The sequence below is a fragment of the Bartonella sp. MM73XJBT.G genome (assembly GCF_028618435.1).
In the GTDB taxonomy this organism is placed as follows: Bacteria; Pseudomonadota; Alphaproteobacteria; order Rhizobiales; family Rhizobiaceae; genus Bartonella.
Map to the genome: position 1 here is coordinate 43,969 of NZ_JAQISW010000012.1, position 17,186 is coordinate 61,154.

The 17,186-nt window shown below is 35.8% G+C and carries 16 protein-coding genes; 14 read left to right on the plus strand and 2 right to left on the minus strand.

Going from position 1 to position 17,186, the window contains the following annotated elements; genetic code table 11:
* Window positions 1-249: 249 nt before the first annotated feature.
* Window positions 250-1,446: a multidrug effflux MFS transporter gene (locus PVV59_RS06990; protein WP_273755437.1), complete on the minus strand. Its 1,197-nt coding sequence runs from the start codon at window positions 1,444-1,446 to the stop codon at window positions 250-252.
* 648 nt (window positions 1,447-2,094) lie between these two features.
* On the opposite strand from PVV59_RS06990, the gene PVV59_RS06995 reads away from it, so the two are divergent.
* The 14 genes from PVV59_RS06995 (at window position 2,095) to PVV59_RS07060 (ending at window position 16,190) form a co-directional block, all read left to right on the plus strand.
* Window positions 2,095-2,433 carry a phage tail assembly protein gene (locus tag PVV59_RS06995; protein ID WP_273755438.1) on the plus strand — a complete coding sequence of 113 codons (339 nt, stop codon included), beginning with the start codon at window positions 2,095-2,097 and terminating at the stop codon, window positions 2,431-2,433.
* The gene (locus tag PVV59_RS07000; RefSeq protein ID WP_273755439.1) at window positions 2,433-2,786 is read left to right on the plus strand and encodes a hypothetical protein; all 354 of its coding nucleotides are present in this window, start codon (window positions 2,433-2,435) and stop codon (window positions 2,784-2,786) included. The genes PVV59_RS06995 and PVV59_RS07000 overlap by 1 nt, the downstream gene beginning before the upstream one ends.
* A 792-nt stretch (window positions 2,787-3,578) precedes the next feature.
* Window positions 3,579-4,667 carry a DUF3792 domain-containing protein gene (locus PVV59_RS07005; protein WP_273755440.1) on the plus strand — a complete coding sequence of 363 codons (1,089 nt, stop codon included), beginning with the start codon at window positions 3,579-3,581 and terminating at the stop codon, window positions 4,665-4,667.
* A 392-nt stretch (window positions 4,668-5,059) separates the two neighbouring features.
* Window positions 5,060-5,188, plus strand: a complete 129-nt coding sequence (locus tag PVV59_RS07010) for a hypothetical protein (protein WP_273755441.1) — start codon at window positions 5,060-5,062, stop codon at window positions 5,186-5,188.
* A gap of 254 nt (window positions 5,189-5,442) precedes the next feature.
* On the plus strand, window positions 5,443-6,456 hold the full coding sequence (locus PVV59_RS07015) for a hypothetical protein (RefSeq protein WP_273755442.1): 1,014 nt from the start codon (window positions 5,443-5,445) through the stop codon (window positions 6,454-6,456).
* Window positions 6,453-7,646: an MFS transporter gene (locus PVV59_RS07020; protein WP_273755443.1), complete on the plus strand. Its 1,194-nt coding sequence runs from the start codon at window positions 6,453-6,455 to the stop codon at window positions 7,644-7,646. The genes PVV59_RS07015 and PVV59_RS07020 overlap by 4 nt, the downstream gene beginning before the upstream one ends.
* 210 nt (window positions 7,647-7,856) lie before the next feature.
* Window positions 7,857-8,186 (plus strand): hypothetical protein, encoded by a 330-nt coding sequence (locus PVV59_RS07025; protein WP_273755444.1) that lies wholly within the window; start codon window positions 7,857-7,859, stop codon window positions 8,184-8,186.
* Window positions 8,187-8,195: 9 nt separating this feature from the next.
* Complete coding sequence (locus PVV59_RS07030) at window positions 8,196-9,434, plus strand: DUF2087 domain-containing protein (protein WP_273755445.1); 1,239 nt, start codon at window positions 8,196-8,198, stop codon at window positions 9,432-9,434.
* A gap of 591 nt (window positions 9,435-10,025) precedes the next feature.
* Window positions 10,026-10,853 carry an aminotransferase class I/II-fold pyridoxal phosphate-dependent enzyme gene (locus PVV59_RS07035; RefSeq protein ID WP_273755446.1) on the plus strand — a complete coding sequence of 276 codons (828 nt, stop codon included), beginning with the start codon at window positions 10,026-10,028 and terminating at the stop codon, window positions 10,851-10,853.
* A 273-nt stretch (window positions 10,854-11,126) separates the two neighbouring features.
* Window positions 11,127-11,582, plus strand: a complete 456-nt coding sequence (locus PVV59_RS07040) for a hypothetical protein (RefSeq protein ID WP_273755447.1) — start codon at window positions 11,127-11,129, stop codon at window positions 11,580-11,582.
* Window positions 11,583-11,804: 222 nt separating this feature from the next.
* Window positions 11,805-12,704: a hypothetical protein gene (locus tag PVV59_RS07045; protein WP_273755448.1), complete on the plus strand. Its 900-nt coding sequence runs from the start codon at window positions 11,805-11,807 to the stop codon at window positions 12,702-12,704.
* A complete protein-coding gene (locus PVV59_RS07050) occupies window positions 12,704-14,011 on the plus strand; it encodes a DNA polymerase (protein ID WP_273755449.1) in 1,308 nt (435 codons plus the stop codon). Before PVV59_RS07045 ends, PVV59_RS07050 begins: the two co-directional genes overlap by 1 nt.
* The gene (locus PVV59_RS07055) at window positions 13,998-15,155 is read left to right on the plus strand and encodes an MFS transporter (RefSeq protein WP_273755450.1); all 1,158 of its coding nucleotides are present in this window, start codon (window positions 13,998-14,000) and stop codon (window positions 15,153-15,155) included. Before PVV59_RS07050 ends, PVV59_RS07055 begins: the two co-directional genes overlap by 14 nt.
* 9 nt (window positions 15,156-15,164) lie before the next feature.
* Window positions 15,165-16,190: a hypothetical protein gene (locus tag PVV59_RS07060; protein WP_273755451.1), complete on the plus strand. Its 1,026-nt coding sequence runs from the start codon at window positions 15,165-15,167 to the stop codon at window positions 16,188-16,190.
* Between the two features lie 149 nt (window positions 16,191-16,339).
* On the opposite strand, the gene PVV59_RS07065 is transcribed toward PVV59_RS07060, so the two are convergent.
* Window positions 16,340-16,474, minus strand: coding sequence for a hypothetical protein (locus PVV59_RS07065; RefSeq protein WP_273755452.1), 135 nt, complete (start codon window positions 16,472-16,474; stop codon window positions 16,340-16,342).
* Window positions 16,475-17,186 lie beyond the last annotated feature (712 nt).

Genomic DNA, 17,186 nt, shown 5'->3' on the forward strand with positions numbered 1-17,186 from the left:
TCAATCGCTTCTCTTGCTTTTAAATAGGGATTAGAGTCAAAATTCTTTCTCTTAAATGTCATAAAAATACAAAGGTATGTTGAAACTTTACGTCTCCCCCATAACAACTTATTTGTTAAATTCAAACGAAGTTTATGATCAATTTTACCTACTCGATCAAACAACTGAATAAAAAAATCACTCAATAACAGAGTTCCAATCGTGTAAATCATCAGAAATATTTCTGCATAATACTCTCTATCATTTTACTCAACTTATTTCTGAGGTCATAAAATGACGCGCTTTTTGAATATAAATGATAAAACCAATCATGCAACACACTGCTAATAAAGTTGCCATAGCCCGCGGGCTATGACCAGACATCTTTCCAATAACCGCCGCACTGAGTGCTGCACTTCCCAATTGCAAAGAGCCCATAACACCAGAAGCCGCCCCCGCCGCTTGTGGATGTGAGGAAATAGCCAACGCTGTGCCTAAAGGTAATAAAAAACCATTGCCAAAAGTAAGAACAGCAATCGCCATAAAACTTGTCACAAGGGGCCATGGACTTAGATACATTTGCAAAGCAAAAAGCACACCGCCTATCACAAAAATAACGTACCCTCTCCCCACAGTCTTTTCCATAGACTCGCGTTCAAAAAACCACCGCGCCAAAAAATTTCCCAAAATATAGGGTAATGACACACCAATATAGCTATAACTAATATGTATCGGTGATAAACCCAAAGTCGTGAGTAAAAAAGGCGATTCTACAATATAAGCAAAATAGGCCGCGTAAGAAAAACACGGAATAAGTGCATAAAAAATAAATTGTTTATTTCTGAGAACAGCCCAATATACCTTCATAAACCCTATCGGAGAAAAAGGTTGTCGTTTTTGAACAGGCAAGGTCTCAGTGAGCACAAAATAACAGAGCAAAATGGTCAAAAATATAAAACCACTTAAAAAGATAAAAGTAGCTTGCCAATGAAAAATTTCTATCAAAAGTCCACCAATGAAAGGTGCAAGTGCTGGCGACATACCAATAAAGGGAAAAACAATTAAGTAAAGTTTTCCTGCTGCTTTTTTATCCAACAAATCATTGATAATAGCACGGCTTAAAACAATTCCGGCACAAGCTCCAAGACCTTGTAAAAAACGTAAGATAAGAAAAGCGTGAATATTAACCGTATAAATTACACTTATCGTGGTAAACAACCATAGAAACAAACCAAAGAGAAGTGTTTTTTTACGCCCAAAATTATCACTCAATGGTCCATAAATGAGCTGTCCAAGTGCCAAAGCAAACAAAAAAACAGCCACTGCACTTTGAATTTGAGATTGAGTCACTTGATAATACTGACGCATTTCTCCAAGTGCCGGAAGAAAAATATCTGTAGAAATCAAACCTCCGGTCGACAAACACACGATAAGTATAATAAATGGTAATGTATATTTACGATTCATAAATAAAACAACACTTTTAAAGTTAGAGACTAATTAGTATTTAATTGAAAATAAAAATATAATGATATTTTTTCTTATATAGATAAATAATAATGATTAAAAGTGTTATTATCTTAACTTATGAAATTAAATTTATATTATTTTTTTTATAAATAAAATTCTATTCTCTATGCTTCACATGCAAAAATTCAATCCATGAAGAATCTTTCCTTTACACACACTTTGCCACAATCTTCCGCTGCTTTTTCCATTGATAGCATAAGAAAAAGCAAAACCCCTCTTCACAGTAGAAATCACACTTTTTATACATGATCCATCAAAGTTGATCAATAAAATGCAAAGCAGAAAAACAACCTCTGACGCCTCCTCCCCAAAATCGCTATGGTATAAACAGAGCAACAATTTAAAGTCCCTATCAACATAAATCATTATTGTAAAGAGTTTAACTCTATCAGCTCATAGAGTATAATGAGACTTCTGCAAAACACCTAAAACCCAATATATTACACTTATTTCATAAAACTTTCTACTTAAGATAAAAAAATCAAAAAACTGTATAACTTATTGACAAATATGATATAGTTAAAAATTATTTAATTTACCTATAGGAGCTGTAAATGTGCATAAAAAATAAAATCTATTCCGTTATTGGTACCTCTTACAGTTGAAGGAAAAACATATACAGAGATCAGTTTACGGCGTACAAAAGTTAAAGATTTAGAATTGATAAGCATAAAGGAAGATATCAAGCAAACAATAGAAATGATTGCCTCTTTTTCGGGATGGTCTTATGATATGATCAACAAACTTGATAAGCGCGACTTTTCAAATATCAAAGATATTTTGGACTCCTCATTAAAAGAAGTGTTCGACAAAATAATCAGCATTAGTAACAATCTGAAAATAGCTTTAAAAAATCCATTCACAAACTATCTTAAAAATTTTAACCATGAAATAAAGAGCCTAAAAATATACATGGGAAAATAATGAGTGTCTGTATTTTCAACAACATCATATCGGAAAAATGCAAAAACAGTTTTTATAAAGATATATTTAAAACACAGAATATAAAAGACATAAAAGAGGAAATCTTTAGCGACTATACACCAATAACAGCACGTACCCCTTCTAATACACAGATTCAAATAAACATTATAAATTATGGTACCTTCGTACAAAATAGTCCATCAGGAACTATGCATATTACATCTTATCAAAAAGGTGAAGACAAAACAAAAAAATCAACGTTGGATATAATCTTAAAATCGTTAGACATTGCCTCAAAAATTTTGAATCTGCCCTCTTGGTGTTGGGAGTTTTTACTCAAAAGATTAAAATAGTTTTTCGAGCATTATTGCTAAGTAAAAAAACAAGGAGGAAAACGTACAATCAAACGATCTTCTCTCTTCTTCACTTATCTCAGCTTTTAAAAGCTTTTCAAATTGAAGGATATCAATATTATTGATCATCAATAACATACTATTCGTCATAATATGCGCCTAAAACATCAATATCCCCCTTGATGTTGCTGATTATATGTTGATCAAAACATTATCGTAAAAACACTCTTTTTAAATTTTCCAACAGAGCCCTAATAAAACAAGCTGATGTCATCATTTTGCACAACCAGAGCATAATGTAAAAAAACGTTCAATCTGTTTGCACCTTAGACGCTCAACAAAAGACTCCATGAATAGCTCTAAACAAAAACTTCAAAAGCAAATAAATCTTCTGATGATATATAATCTTTTGCTTTGGTTAATTCGTTTTTTTCACCCTAAGAGGTCCAAAGAGCATAAAAAAACCTTGGCAGACAATTGAGATCTTGCAGCATTGCCCCCACACACAGCCTACAGCAAAAGCAACAACTTGAACAGCTTCTCTCTCCCACACAACACGAGGTGCAATTAAAAATTATGCTGTCTCATAAAATCTCATAAGAGATAAAATGATCACACGAACACATCTTTCCTCAAGCATAAATTAGATCTTTAGAATTTGTACATTCAACATTTTTCCTCTCATAAAATATTGCAGTGTTTTTCTATTCATTTTAGCTTCTATCCGTCTCTGTGGGAACATAATGGATCAGCAAGCATTCTATCTCCAGCATCATTCAAGGAGATAAAAACATGGAAACCCGCATTCCTGAAGACACACCCTTCGATACGCATTTTCTAGGAGAACAATCCTTAGAAACAGAATATCCTTTTTTCCAACCACCCATTTCATGGTCTGCAATTTTTGCTGGACTGGTGACAGCTCTTGCCACATCAATCTGCCTCTCTTTTCTGGTGGCAGCATTAGGCTTGGGCCAAATGGATTTCACTTCTTCAACCCCTTTTGAAGGCTCTTTCCTCTCTTTTGGCATGGGATCTCTTATCGTAACACTCATCAGCCTTGCCTTGGGAGGTTTTGTTGCTGGGCGTTTTTCTGAATCCTCAGGAACACTGCATGGCTTTCTCACTTGGGCTCTCATAACACTGCTGATGACCCTTCAAGCCATACATGTGGTTTCAAGCACAGCAAAAATAGGCGCTAAAGCAGCCCTAGAAAACAGCTCCACGCTTCAACAAACCGTGGACAGCTTCAAAACAAAGATTGCTCCCCTGCTTGAAAATTTCAATGGCGAAAACTTGGAAAAGTTTTTGGTCAAAAACAGCGACAATGGTATCAATTTTGATAAACTGGGCAATGAGTTGCGTACACTTCTCAACAAGAGCGACATCCCTGCTCTCAATCCTGAACGCTTAAAAGAATCCTATCAAAGCGCCTTAAAAGATATTGGTACAGCGATAACAGCTTTTAAAAATGATCCTTCTCACTATCGCACCTACTTGAAAAATCTTGGTGATCGCCTTTCTGATCGTCTAGAAGTCCTTACTGCAAAGTTTAATAAAAACGATATTATCAATGCCCTTATGCACGATGGCATGACACGTGCCAATGCACAAACAACAGCTAACGAAGCCATTCATGTTTATCAAAGGGCAGAGGAAAAAACGCAAAAAGCGATAAAAGCGCTTGAAGAACAGGCTGAAACGCTCTCAGACAATCTTGAGAGTACCATAAAGGGAGCAAAAAACACTGCCCAAAAAGCTACAAAAACAGCTTCAAACATCGGCTGGTGGGGCTTTTTAGGCAGCCTGATTGGCGCTATAATTTCCAGTGTTTTTGGCTATTATGGCTACAGAAGCCGTAAGGATGCTTTCAAGCTTTAAAAGCCACCCCATAAAACAAACACTTAAAAAAGCTGTACACTTTGTCCAGCTTTTTTTACACCTGCTCAAAAAGCTCTTTGTATACATGAAAATCTATACACTACCTTACATCCAGACAACATCTTTCTAAGTTCAAACTTGAAAACAGAATATATGAATGATGAGAATATATTGTGTTCATCTCCCCTACAAATCAAAAACTCAAAAAGAACAGTCTATCTTTTTAATAAGAACACATAGCACTCTTCATTACATGAAGTGTCTCTCTTCAAAAGGATAAGAAATATATTCAATCAACATGGCATTTAAGAGAAAACATACGAGGTATAGAAGCATGATAATTTTTTATTTTGGTTATCATTGTTTTTTATCAACTATAAGGGGGGAAATATATGAGTATTTCACTTAATGAAGTAAAAGATGTTATTGAATTAGCTGCTGATGAGCTTAATCCAGTAAGGGAAGGCGTTAAATACGCTCAAATCAGTGATGTTCAAGTTTATCAAGATAGCTTAATATGAATGGTTCACTGAAACTTTGATAATGTATTGTTGATACAAATCTATTTATACATGTAACTTTTAAAATTAAGCATATTTAAGTGCATGTTTGAATTATTTTCAGAGGGCTTTTCTCAAAAAGTTTAGGCTAAGCAAACGTCTGAATTGTCAATTTCATACATCCCTTTCAATGAAAGGGATGTATTGGATGCTTTAAGACAATACGCTCTACATCCTCATAAACTCTTAATCCTAAATCCGAAGTCGTAACAGTAGTGAATGGAGTACGGAGTCCACATCCTCTTCCAAATTTTCTTGTTTTAGATACGGATAGAACGATAGAAGAATATATTGCTCGCGTTGATCAATATGCCGAAAAGCAAGAATGGGCAGTAATGTATTATGGCTTATATGCTGCGACTCCTGTATTGTGGGATGCAGCAAAGCAGTTTGCAGATCAATTGGCACATTCTTTAGGTTTTAGACCTGGTGGACGCGTGGATATTGACTACTTTATCGGCCGGTATTCTTCTACCCATGTTGGGATCCATGTGGATCACGCTCATAATTTTGGTTTTACTCTACAGGACGGTAAAACAATGTTTGCATGGACCAACACACGAAAAGACCTTCAAGGACTCAAATATCCTGAATATGAAGAGCATAAATCAACAGCAATTGCACTGCAAAATCGTACAGATCGTGTTGCTTACTTCCCTCATGATGCCTTCCATGTCGCTGAAACGGGAGAAAGGGTTGCTGTAAATATCAATATCGCTTTTTGGGAAACAGCACACGATGCACAACACCATAGAAATTATGTCACGCATTTACTCTATTTCGATGATCGAACACGGCATGATATCCGCACATCAGGAAGAGCAAGTTTAAACCCTGATAATGCTTTTCAACACTTCGCACTAAACTCTGCCATCGCAAATAGTACCTTAAAACGCCATATGCTGATTTCTCAATTAATTTGCGATACAAGTTCACGTTTATGCGTCGGACGCCCCCTTGTTGACGTCTCTGAAATTGAAAGTGAAATCACTCTTCGCCCACCTGCAACCCTCCAATGGGTACCCTTAACTGAAACAAAAGAACTGCTCATCGCAGCAAACGGACATTGTGCAAGCTTTGAATATAGCTCTCATCTAGAGCATTTCCTTTCTCAACTTTCATCAGGAAAAAAACTAGATCTAGTAAAATTAAATGATAAATCCTATAAATATGCACAGCAGGAAATTTTAAAAGCTGTAAAAGCGTTGGCATCTTGGGGAGCATTGTGACAAAGAAAAAATCTATGATTTTCGCCCAAATCGGACTTTTCCTCGTTTTGGGATTTAGCAGCTTTGCTGATGAAACAGCGCAAGTTACATTTGCTCTACACTTAGCAGAAAGCACAGCTTCTATTTCAATGCTGCTTTTTGCAGGACTTACAGGAGGAATTTGCGCAGGACCCATTGCCCCGCGTCTTTTGCATCACTTCCAGCCAGCGCACACAATTACTGTTGTTTTATTATTTGAAGCACTCTTCATAGCCACAGCTGCAATCGCCAACCAGTTTTGGCTTTATATTGCCCTTTCTTTTACACTGGGCTGTGCTGGTTCACTCTTTTGGTCTGCTATCCTTGTTGCTGTACCTGACTTCGCAAAGACTGATCACCAATTAGATCGTGTCAACCGCATTATCCAAACAGTCCGTAATCTTGGCTATATTGCAGGACCACTGTTAGGTGGCATGTTATATGGTCTATCAAACGGACAAAAAGGATTGTTTGCGCTTTCAATCATGGTGCTTCTTGCTGCCTTTATCACTCTCTGCTCTTTTAAAAGTTTAAAAATTCATACGCAAACAACAAACACAGTGCAGCAAAGCAAAAAAGGGCTAGATTTAACGGGTCTCTTGCATAAAAAAAATGTTGTCTATGCTCTTTCTCCCCTCATCATCACCATCATCCTCACCTCTGCTCTCAACGTCTTATCGATTGTCCGCATCCGCACTGAGCTAGAGTTTAGTGCACAAACCTATGGGGTGATCACAAGTATGCTAAGCCTAGGCTTAGTGGTTGGTCCACTCTGCTTCTCTAGCCTTTTTCATCATTTTGGCAATGCCGCTGGTGCATCATTGGCTGCTGCAACCATTGGCTTTGCAATTTTCTGCTTTTCCCTCACACACATTGTATGGCTCATGATGCTATCATTTTTCATACTTGGGGGTGCAAACGGTGTGCAAAATGCCCTGATGGCAAGTTTTATGATGAAAGCCATTCAAAAAGAACAGCGGAACAGTCAAATGCCCGCCTATATTTTCATCATACAAACAGCCGTGTGCATTGGTTTTATCAGTGCAGGTTTTGTAAAAGTGCACCACACCCAATACACACTCCTTATTATCGGCATCGCCACCATGATCGCAGGTATATTAGGTTTTATCGTAAACAACGCTCTACAAAAAAAGGAAGGGGATCATGCCTAACAGACTTTGCCACCTATTCTCCCAAGCAAACCATACTCAAAAAGACATGACAATCACCACCCAATCAAATTTCAATCACCCCTCGATAAAATCATTATCTCTCCTATACCCCTACCAACCAATGAAACTTTGATAAACTACTCTGTATGAAGCAGAAACTAACAACCCTCCCCAAAACTTGATATTTTAAAGTAAAAAAACGATAACATCATGCAACAAGACCCTATAGGCTTAAACTTTTACAATGGAACAGGCGGTTATGTATGGCAACTTGCAGACACCATGCAACATGACTTGAATGAAAACATCCACACGCTTGAATTGCAAAAACCAACGCCGCCCATAGCCATCAATTCTTTCGCTGTCTACCTACGTAAATTAGCCCCCCTATCACGGGTTCAATGGATAAAGGATATACAAATAATAAAAACCAAACCTCTCTTGCAAAAAGCCACAACAGAGATACATCTTCAACGCCCCCTAGAACAAACAGCGACATTTTTTATCAAAGCAGGAATGCTGCGATTGGTAAAAGGATAGGATCAAAAGATGCCCCTGATAAGACCTGGTATGGGAACAGAAAACAGTATTGAACTTCTTTACACGCTCATTCAAATGGCTAGGCCACGTACCGTCCTTGAAATCGGTGCGGGGGATAGCACATGCTTGATTGCTAAAGCACTGCAAAAAGCAAAACAAGCATGGCAACAGGATAAAGAACTCTTAAGATCTACCACTTGGGAAGAACGTACAGCTTTACTTGACCCTTCAGGAGTCCTTGAGAATTATCAACCACGATTGATCACCATTGATGATTTTTCAGTAGACAGTCAGTCCGCCGAACAAGCATGGCAAAAACTGCTCCAAGACGAGCGTATTGAAAAAGACATGGTAACATTTATCCATGAGAATTTCTTTTCTCTTGATGATGAAACGCTCAAATCTTGGGGACCAATAGATTTTGCTTGGATTGATGCTGGAACGCCCGCAGATGATGTGCGATTTGTTACCACGCTTTGGAAACACATCACCGCTGGTGGTTATCTCTGTCTGCATGAACCAACCATGACAACAACGGTTGCCCTCAATGGTGAACAACGCGTTCGCCGCGTCAGAACCCCTTTGTGGGAGGAAATTCTCTACCGCCTTGATGGATCTTATGAGGCTTTAACACTCCCAGAAAACCACAAATATCGCCAAAGTGGTCTTGGTATCATTCGCAAACGCTCCCCTGCAGAACAAATTGTACGCGCACAATCACTCCAAGCAGAACTCATAGAAATCAATGAACTGCCCATTCGCAATGATCTTTTGCCCATGGGACAAGAAACTCTTCACAAACGCAATACCCGCAATTCACTGATCTCTGCCATGACCTCACCGACATTGCGGACTGTTTACGCTGCCATTATCCTTGGTGCAAAAAATCTTTCTGATATCCTAAAAACTGTCGATTGTGATGCCAGAACCATTCATAAATCCATCAACCGTCTTTTGAATCTTGGTCTTATTCAAAATACAACAGAAGGATTTCTAGCCGAAGGAACACTCTGGAAATCACTAGAAGATAAAAATGTGCGCAAGAGAGAAAATTTAAACGACCGCCACTTAGAAACAGAAGAAATGCTGCAAAAAATTGCCCAAGCCTTTCAAAAGGAAAAAATTTATAGCGAAAGGGAAATTTCCAACATATGCAACCTCTTTACGGTAGATTTTGCCAGATTACGACGCACTCTTGTTGAGAGGGGATTTTTACAACGCCATGGTGGCAAATATCAACGCGTGTAATTGAAAAAGAAGAGAGAATTGAATGACAATTAGTGAACTCAATCATTTTTCGTCTACACTTCAAGAGAAGTGATCACCGCTCACGAAAAAATCTCATTTCATGAAAAAACTTATAAAATCATTTATGACAATCTATAGCAATCAGTGTAGCCTCTTCGTAAGAGATTGAGTGGGGAGGAGCAAGAATGCGGAATATCAATTAGTTATCAAATAGGATTAGGAACAGTCAAAACCATCAGGAGAGGATATGGGATCAAGGTCTCAATGACCTGACGATTGTTGCACGAACATCAGGGCGCAGTGTTGTTACTAAGTCAGGGAAGACTTATGTTGATTTTATGTCGTGTTCGTATCTAGGGTTAGAATGTCATCCAGCATTAAGTGATGCCGTAAAATCTTCTATAGAGAAGTTTGGTGTGCAATATGCAGCCGCGCGAACGCGTGCAAAATGTATATTATTTGATGAACGTGAGTTAAAATTAAATACCATTTTTCTCGATTCCCATTCTGTCATATTATTCCGTAGGTGCAACCCATCTTGCGGTTATGCCTATCTTAGGTTCAGGAGAGCTTCCAGGATATCCTATAAAAATGAATGGAATTTTATGGATTGTTGATAAAGAAACGCACGCGTCAGTGCAAATCTTACGTGGTATACTCGAACAATTTGGCAATTATATAAGAATTTCATTTAAAGATATTACAGCACTAAAGAAAAGGCTACAGGAAAGTAAATTACAAAATAGAACACCTGTTTTGGTATCTGACTCTCTCGGTTCTATGGGAGGAGCAAACGATATAAGAAAGTTAACAGAATTAGCGAAGCTGTACAACGGATACTATTATGCAGATGATGCACATGGTACCTCAATTATCGGAAAAAATGGCTGTGGTTATACACTGCATTTACTAGAAGAATACAAAGAAAATCTTATTTTAATTTCTTCCCTGTCAAAAGCATTTGGTTCCCATGGTGGTTCAGCTTCATTTAGCAACAAAGAAGCTGCATCTTTTATTAAGAAATATGCTCTTAACTATATTTTCAGTGGTCCACCTTCTCTCCCAGGAATAGCAGCTTGCCTTGCTTCTGCAGATATTCATCTTTCACAAGAAATTAACCAACTTCAATGTAAACTGCACGAAAATATCTCTTATTTTGATCAAAGAGTCTCCAACGTTGCGGTACAGGAAAGGCTGAGCCCCATTAGATCCATCTTTATGGGAGCCGAAGACAAAGCAATAAGAGCCTCATATAATTTAAGAAAGCGCGGTTTTTTGGTTACAGCGGCAATGTACCCAACAGTGGCTAAAAAGAAAAGCATTATTCGTGTGGCAATATCAGCAGCGCATACTCAACATGATCTCGAAATATTCGCGGCAAATATGAATGAATTGATAGAGCTCTCCTCTGCTCACTGAAACGATCACGATTTATTAAAAAGCAGAGGTATTGCATAAATGGATTACCAGTAAAGCCCCTACCTTTAAACAAGCATATTGAAAAGATTTCTTCTAAATCATGCAAACGCAAGCAAAACAAAAAGGCCGTTTTAATCCGCTCATGACTAAAATAATAAAGAAATGCTACCCGCCATCAATATCAATCGTTAGAGGCTTCATACATTCTCAAAATTGATGAAAAAATTAAAATATTTTTTCTCTATCAAATGTCGTCATGAAAAGGATTTAACGATGAAACTTTATTGGATTGTTGCGCAAGAAGAACATGCAAACGCACAGAATATAGAATATTCCTATTCAGAATATACATATGATGTTTGTTCTGTAAAGCTAAACAAATATGAAGCATATAACCTTACAAAAGAAGGTAGTATTACTTTAGCAACTGCAATGGATGAATGGTCAAAAAATAATCAAGGCGATTTTCCTATGACAGTTGTTGGATATGAAGTTGTTGGATATCCGAATTTACACAACTCTACCTTACAAACAGCAACATATTTTTTTCTTGATGATGGTCGTGTATTATTTGCCTCTGCAATAACTTTATTACGAAACTTTTTTGATATTATTTCAAAATTTGGAACACCAAGCGAAAACGGAGGATTAAAATTATCAGTAAAAATGGCAAAAAATAAAGATAAATCCTACTATATAGTAAAAATTCACGGAGTAGGTAATGAGTGAATTTAAATTTTACATTACACTAAAAATTAAAGATTGTGAATCAAATGAAACTTACTATGTAACTGATAAAAACTTAATATTTCCATGTTTTGATCAAAAAAAATTTATTTATCTTTTAAATAAAAAAATAGAGAAAGAAAATATAAATTTTAATTAAATAAACAAAGCCCTCTGGTACGACAGAGGGCTTAAAGCAGGGGATATAACATTGGGTAAGAAGCAATGTCAAAAAAACATGAGTTAACCAAATTAAAAAATCGAATTAAATATGCAAACTCACATCTTAACACAACACTTGGTATTGAAACAATGGATGTTTTTATACCTAGTGAACCTGCTACAGTTAAGAATATTGGTAGAATTAGCAGAGAATTAAAGAAATGGCAAGAAGAAAAAAAATTTAAACAAAAAAAAGAAAATTTTTCTATGAGAGCATTAAAATTTAATGAAATTGTACCAAATAATGCATTTCAATTTAATGCATATCCTGAGACACCTAAACAGCTTGAAATCTTTAACAAATATCTAAAAAAATTAAAAAGAAATGTAATCATAAAAGAAAATGAAAAGGTAAGATTTTCTAAAAACTTTTTTAAAGTTAAAGATCAAATAATATCAGATATGTTAAAAAGACATTATATTAAGAAAAAAGATATGTATAAAAAATATGATACATTACCAACACCAGTACAAAAAAATCTATCCGATATAACAATATCAATATCAAAAATAAAAAAAATTAAAAGTAAAAAAAAATTTTTTAAAGAAAGTGATTTAAAAGGATTTAGTCTTAAATATCACAAATCTTTTATTGATGTTGCAAAATTAAGTGGATTACCAGAATTAGAAAATTGGATTAAAAAACAAGGTCAATATATGTCTTTTTATCTTTATAAAAAAGGATATTCAATTACTGATTTTTATCATCTCTTTATAATTGGAGAAGATAAACCTAGTATGTTGAAATCAATATCACAAGCATTATCAGATATCATTTCGACAAAGTATCATGATGTTTTTAAAATTAATGAATATGATAATGAAATTTCTAAATTTGTTAAAACCTTAAAAGAAAAAATTAGTAAAAAAAGCTCAATTGGAGAAAATAATTGGGATAATTAATGTCAACTTTAAATTTAGAAAAAATATTCACTTTTGATTTTGAAGCAACAATATCAGAACCTGTTACTCCATATATGGTGTCAATAGTAAATCTAAAAAGAGTGAAATTTAATAGAATATATACAATAAATGAAGGGGATGTCGTAGAATTGCTTTTAAATTTTATGAAAAGTTCAGAAAAAAATACTAAATTCTATGCGCATAATTTAAGTTATGATTATGCGATCATAAGATCTTGGTGTCATTTTAATGAAAAAAATTCAATTGTTCCTGAATTCAAAGATTTTATTTTACCTAATGACAAAATTTTAAAATCAGTATTAACTTTTGGTACAAAAAAAATTACTCTTATAGATTCATTACCTTTATTTTCTTCTTCTTTAAAAAATATAATGGAAACTTTCACTGATTTAAAAAAAGAAGAGTTTAATAAAAGAGGCATCGAATTTCAGTTTTTAAAGTTAGAAGACTGCCTCATCAAAGCAAATCATACAGGTGAATTTATTTTTTTATATCAAGGTGTCCCGCTAAATCCAGATTATTCAGCATATATTTTATCCAAAGCAGATCTCAACCCACAAGCAAGAGCCATCAGTTTCACATTAAGAAATTATTTTAGGGTAAGTGGTATTCACCTTCTTAATGAATGCATTTATGGAGTAGAAAATCTTGAATGGGATAAAATTGCGCAAATGGCATTAGCACGTAAGCTAGGAGCTCCAGTCCTTCCATTCACGATATGTGGCTATCACAAGCAAACAGTACCTACAATCATATCTTTTATTTCATCAGAATATGAATCCTTTATTTTCAAACCCATAGGCTCAGGAATGGGATTTGGTGTCATTAAATCAGATGGATTGCAACATGCCATGAGTATAGGAAATCTGATCTCAACTTCTTCTTCCGGGTATTTCTTAATACCTTTTGTAAAGAATGCACAGGATGTAAGATTTTTCTTTATATCAGGAAAACTCTGTTTTATAGAATTCCGCAAACCTCAAGAGAACAACTATATTGGAAATGTAGCACGCGGAGGCACAAAAACGATTCTTACAGAAGCGGCTTTTATAACCGCATATGGCAAGAAAAAATTCTATCCTGAAATGCTCGGTATTTCTAAAAACATCGTAGAAAAAACAAAAAACAATATTCTTGCAGTGGACTGGCTGGTGAATCAAGAAGGATACTATTTCAACGAAATGTGCACAGCGGAAACAGGGCTGACAAAACTTCCTCAAGAGATACAACAAAATGTATTTGACCATTTAACAGCACTTCTATGGAAATTCCATGTGCAAAAATAAAATTACTTTTTTCATCTATAGCGCAGTTTTTCTTTCTGAATTTTCCTTTTTCTTTGTACTCCCTCTGCTTGGAAACTCTTCTCTCATAACTGCTGCAAATGTTGCTTTTTATCTGGCTGGATCGGTAATCCTTGAAAGCATTCTCATGGTAACCACAACGGGTTTATTAGAAAGATTTTCGCGTAAACTCTTAATGGCTACCGCCTTTATTTTAAGGAGTACCGCTTTTGTATGCGTTATCCTATCGCTCATGCCTTCTGCATGGTTTATCTTTTTTACCTTAATGGCTTTTTCGAAAGCAATTTCAAAGCCATTTTTGAGAGAAATTTTATCAGAACATCTCAATGGAAGTGCTCTTAAACGTGCATTAACTCTCTATTCTTTTTTTCAAAACGCTGCGGTTGTTATCGCCCCTCTTGTTGCAACAAGTGCCATAAAATATAACGCATCAGCTTTTCTAATGGTTTTTTTTGCACTCATTGGTCTGTATCTTTGTGTTCTATCTCTCAAAATTGTTTATCACTACCCCCATAAAACATCATTTCTTGAAAAGGATAAAAAAACAAAGAAACCTTTTCTTTCTTCTTTAAAAACAATAATACATAATCGTTCTATTGCTTATTTGCTGATCACGGCTTTGCTTTGTGCATTACTCATGGGAATTTTCATCACCACTACAACACTTCTCAGTAAATTTGATAGCAATCTCGCTCCTTATAGTGGGATTTTCTTTTCAATTGTTGGTATTAGCATTTGTATCTGGCAGGGGGTAATCAATAAACATCTTACCCTTTCCGATAAAGCAACTTTTTATCTGCTCTGCTTTATGGGAGGTTTCTCCTCATTTTTCCTCATGGGTGGTATCTTTACCGCTGTGACTGCTTTAATTGCATACAGTATCTATGAATCTGTCATGGTTCCAGAGATATACTATCAAGCAGGGAAAACAACCACATCCCTCTCTTCTAGTGTTCTTTTTAGTTATATTCTTGTTGTTTCAAATATTGGCCAAGCTATAGGCTCATGGACAAGTGGATGGATCATCAGCCATTTCAACAATCATATCGCTGTGCTTTTTGGCATGATTGTTGGTATCTGCGCCTTTGCCTCTTGCCTGTGCCTCATGCAGACTAAAAAAAAATAGGGACCTTCAATGTCACATATAATTTTTGCTACTGGGGGCACAACAAGAGTGCCTAAAACACTTCGCCATAAATGGCTCAATTATGAGTTTGTAACACACTCTGCAGCAAAAAAGCTCGAAACTGTTTTTAAAAATTGCTCTGTAAGCTCCGTGGCAAATTGCCTCACAGCTGGAGGATTATGGGGTGGATTTTTATTTGCACATGAAGTTTGTAGACTACTCAAAATAACATATTATCCATTTGCCTCTATGGTTGATCTTGAGACTTTGAGTTCCGCTATCGAAGAATTTTCTATCGATACCATCATTTGCCTGCCAAGTTTTGCGGATAAACTTATTACGATATCTCGGAAGCAAAAATTAAAATCTTTAAAAAACCTATTCTATCTTGGAGAAGCCTTTCAACCTGAATCTGTGATAAAAATAAAAGACGTAATACCTGAATTAAATATTAAACCTCTTAGCTTTACCACCCAAGAAACTGGTCCAATAGGATTCCAGTGTTCTGAGATTGACGGTGACGTTTATCATCTTTATGATCACATTCAAGTAAAATCAAATCCTGAAAATGATGAATTAATAGTATCTGTTTTTTATCCTGATGATGCACCATACCTTGAACACGCCACAGGTGATGTTGTCCATATTGTATATCATCAATCATGTGACTGTGGTTACTGTGGACATAACTTACACCTGAAAGGAAGAACACCAGCCTTCTATAATATTATGGGCACTTCGATTTCTATTCACGATTTCACAAATGTCTTGAATCTTCAAGGTTGCGCTCTTTCGGCTACAGATATTCAACTCATTATCGTAAACCAATTTGAACACGGCGTTGGAGTTTTATTGTTCATTGATTCACGTTACACTCGTGAAAGAAGCGCTCTTTTATCATCGCTCTTATCATCTTATTTAATAAAAGATATTATCAATAAATCACAATTTTTCCATGTTTACTTTATGCAAAAATCTCAATTTATTCGCTCCTCAAGCTCTAAAAAAATAAAATCCTTTTTTCAAACGACTTAATATCCTATAGTGCTTGATGGTGATTTAGTAGAAATTAAATAAGCTAAGATTGCGATTTCACACAAACGTTCTTGTGCTTCCTTGTTTTTTCCTTCATACGCGCTTAATTTTTAATGTGGTATATTCTCTTTCATTTATATCTTAGAGCTTCATGGATCAGCCATAATAGAAAATTTTCGAAAAAACGTACCACGACGACCAGCATCTGAGTGTGTTCCTTCTTGAATTCTGATAAAAAATAGTTCTATTCTTACATGACATTGCCCTTTTCTTTTTTCAGGCATTCTGCCATCACCATAATATTTCACCTCTTCTATTTTCTTCTAGGATAAATTATGTGATCGTTTTACCCACTACAGTGTACAGAGTTTTTCTTTGTATTACGGATAAATATGGCAATGATCGCCTTGCCATAACATCTCTCTCATCATGGAGGTTTAGTTTTTTACCTATTGATAACACGCAATAATTCTATGGCATAACATTTGTAATTGAGTTGTTACACGCGTTTCTCCCTTCCGCGCTGCCATCTCCTTCTTCGGACCTCAGTGGGCAATTTCTGCAAAAGCAACTAGTCCCCTCTAAGGGCGTAGGATAGTCAAAAAAGGATGGGGATTGTGGTCAAGGGATGGTGCGAAGATAAGGATATATATGCGGATTGTACATAGGATAATGCAAGAGATATTGTAAAAGAAGAGGAGCTGAGCTTAGGTTTAATTTTTGAGAGCCCTTTCCGCGCATAATGACGTATCTATACGCTTTTCACCTACTCACCTTGCGTCAGAAAGAATAATGTTTGCCTACCCTATTACGCTCGATTTCGTTTCTTTCACGGCGGAGGGAAGATCTGAGCTTAGATTTAATTCCTACAAAGCCTTTATGCGCGTAAATTACATACCTATACGTTCTTCCCCTACCCTACTTAATTTTATAATAAGACAGCTCCGTATAAAAAACAGCACTATTCTTACATACCATAGACATTTTCTCTTTACA

Excerpts from the sequence above, each read along its gene's own strand:
- PVV59_RS07005 (WP_273755440.1), top strand. The coding sequence starts at position 3,579 with ATGGAAACCCGCATTCCTGAAGACACACCCTTCGATACGCATTTTCTA.
- PVV59_RS07035 (WP_273755446.1), top strand. The coding sequence starts at position 10,026 with ATGAATGGAATTTTATGGATTGTTGATAAAGAAACGCACGCGTCAGTG.
- PVV59_RS07000 (WP_273755439.1), top strand. The coding sequence starts at position 2,433 with ATGAGTGTCTGTATTTTCAACAACATCATATCGGAAAAATGCAAAAAC.
- PVV59_RS06990 (WP_273755437.1), bottom strand. The coding sequence starts at position 1,446 with ATGAATCGTAAATATACATTACCATTTATTATACTTATCGTGTGTTTG.
- PVV59_RS07040 (WP_273755447.1), top strand. The coding sequence starts at position 11,127 with ATGAAACTTTATTGGATTGTTGCGCAAGAAGAACATGCAAACGCACAG.
- PVV59_RS07050 (WP_273755449.1), top strand. The coding sequence starts at position 12,704 with ATGTCAACTTTAAATTTAGAAAAAATATTCACTTTTGATTTTGAAGCA.
- PVV59_RS07060 (WP_273755451.1), top strand. The coding sequence starts at position 15,165 with ATGTCACATATAATTTTTGCTACTGGGGGCACAACAAGAGTGCCTAAA.
- PVV59_RS07055 (WP_273755450.1), top strand. The coding sequence starts at position 13,998 with ATGTGCAAAAATAAAATTACTTTTTTCATCTATAGCGCAGTTTTTCTT.
- PVV59_RS07025 (WP_273755444.1), top strand. The coding sequence starts at position 7,857 with ATGCAACAAGACCCTATAGGCTTAAACTTTTACAATGGAACAGGCGGT.
- PVV59_RS07065 (WP_273755452.1), bottom strand. The coding sequence starts at position 16,474 with ATGCCTGAAAAAAGAAAAGGGCAATGTCATGTAAGAATAGAACTATTT.
- PVV59_RS07010 (WP_273755441.1), top strand. The coding sequence starts at position 5,060 with ATGAGTATTTCACTTAATGAAGTAAAAGATGTTATTGAATTAGCTGCT.
- PVV59_RS07030 (WP_273755445.1), top strand. The coding sequence starts at position 8,196 with ATGCCCCTGATAAGACCTGGTATGGGAACAGAAAACAGTATTGAACTT.
- PVV59_RS07045 (WP_273755448.1), top strand. The coding sequence starts at position 11,805 with ATGTCAAAAAAACATGAGTTAACCAAATTAAAAAATCGAATTAAATAT.